We start from the raw sequence: 1191 nt of genomic DNA, 5'->3' as shown, positions 1-1191 counted from the left end.
ATTTAAAATGGCAAGAGCAAAGTTTGAAAGAACAAAACCACACGTAAATATAGGAACAATAGGACACGTAGACCACGGAAAGACAACAACAACAGCAGCAATAACAATGACATTAGCAAAATCAGGTGGAGCACAAGTACAAAACTACGAAGATATAGATAAAGCACCAGAAGAAAAAGAAAGAGGAATCACAATCAACACAGCACACGTTGAATATGAAACAGAAAACAGACACTATGCACACGTTGACTGTCCAGGACATGCTGACTACGTAAAGAACATGATCACTGGAGCAGCACAAATGGATGGAGCTATCCTAGTAGTATCAGCAGCAGATGGTCCAATGCCACAAACAAGAGAACACATACTACTAGCATCAAGAGTTGGAGTTAACCACATAGTAGTATTCTTAAACAAATCAGACCAAGTAGATGATCCAGAATTATTAGAATTAGTAGAAATGGAAATAAGAGAATTATTAAGCGAATATGGATTTGATGGAGACGGATGTCCAGTAGTAACAGGATCAGCGTTAAAAGCAATTGAAGATGGCGATGATCAATGCATACTAGACTTAATGGCAGCAGTAGATGAATACATACCAACTCCAGAAAGAGCTACTGACCAACCATTCTTAATGCCAGTAGAAGATGTATTTACAATTACAGGAAGAGGAACAGTTGCAACAGGAAGAGTTGAAAGAGGAATTCTTCATGTAGGAGACGAAATACAAATCGTAGGAATGAAAGAAGAAATAGGAAAGACAACATGTACAGGAGTAGAAATGTTCAGAAAGATGCTTGACGAAGCAATGGCTGGAGATAACATCGGAGCATTATTAAGAGGTGTTCAAAGAGATGAAATCGAAAGAGGTCAAGTATTAGTAAAACCAGGAACAATAACTCCACACAAGAAATTTGTAGGTCAAGTATATGTATTAAAGAAAGAAGAAGGTGGAAGACACACTCCATTCTTTAATGGATACAGACCACAATTCTACTTTAGAACAACAGACGTTACAGGATCAATCAACTTACCAGAAGGTGTAGAAATGGTTATGCCTGGAGACCACATAGACATGACAGTAGAATTAATAACTCCAGTAGCAATGGAAGCTAACTTAAGATTCGCTATCAGAGAAGGTGGAAGAACAGTTGGTTCAGGAGTTGTTACTACTATAACTGAATAGTT

Annotated in this window: 1 protein-coding gene; it reads left to right on the top strand. The window is 37.8% G+C overall.

Annotation, left to right across the window (positions count from 1 at the left end):
- Positions 1-7 precede the first annotated feature (7 nt).
- The gene (gene tuf / locus OIO11_RS11665) at positions 8-1189 is read left to right on the top strand and encodes an elongation factor Tu (protein WP_268071643.1); all 1182 of its coding nucleotides are present in this window, start codon (positions 8-10) and stop codon (positions 1187-1189) included.
- The last annotated feature ends 2 nt before the right edge of the window (positions 1190-1191 follow it).

Origin of the sequence: Clostridium sp. ZS2-4, from assembly GCF_026719745.1 — a bacterium.
Taxonomy (GTDB): Bacteria; Bacillota; Clostridia; order Clostridiales; family Clostridiaceae; genus Clostridium_H.
The sequence above is the reverse complement of the archived record's forward strand: the minus strand, read 5'-3'. Positions and strand labels throughout refer to the sequence as shown.

Excerpts from the sequence above, each read along its gene's own strand:
- tuf (WP_268071643.1), top strand. The coding sequence starts at position 8 with ATGGCAAGAGCAAAGTTTGAAAGAACAAAACCACACGTAAATATAGGA.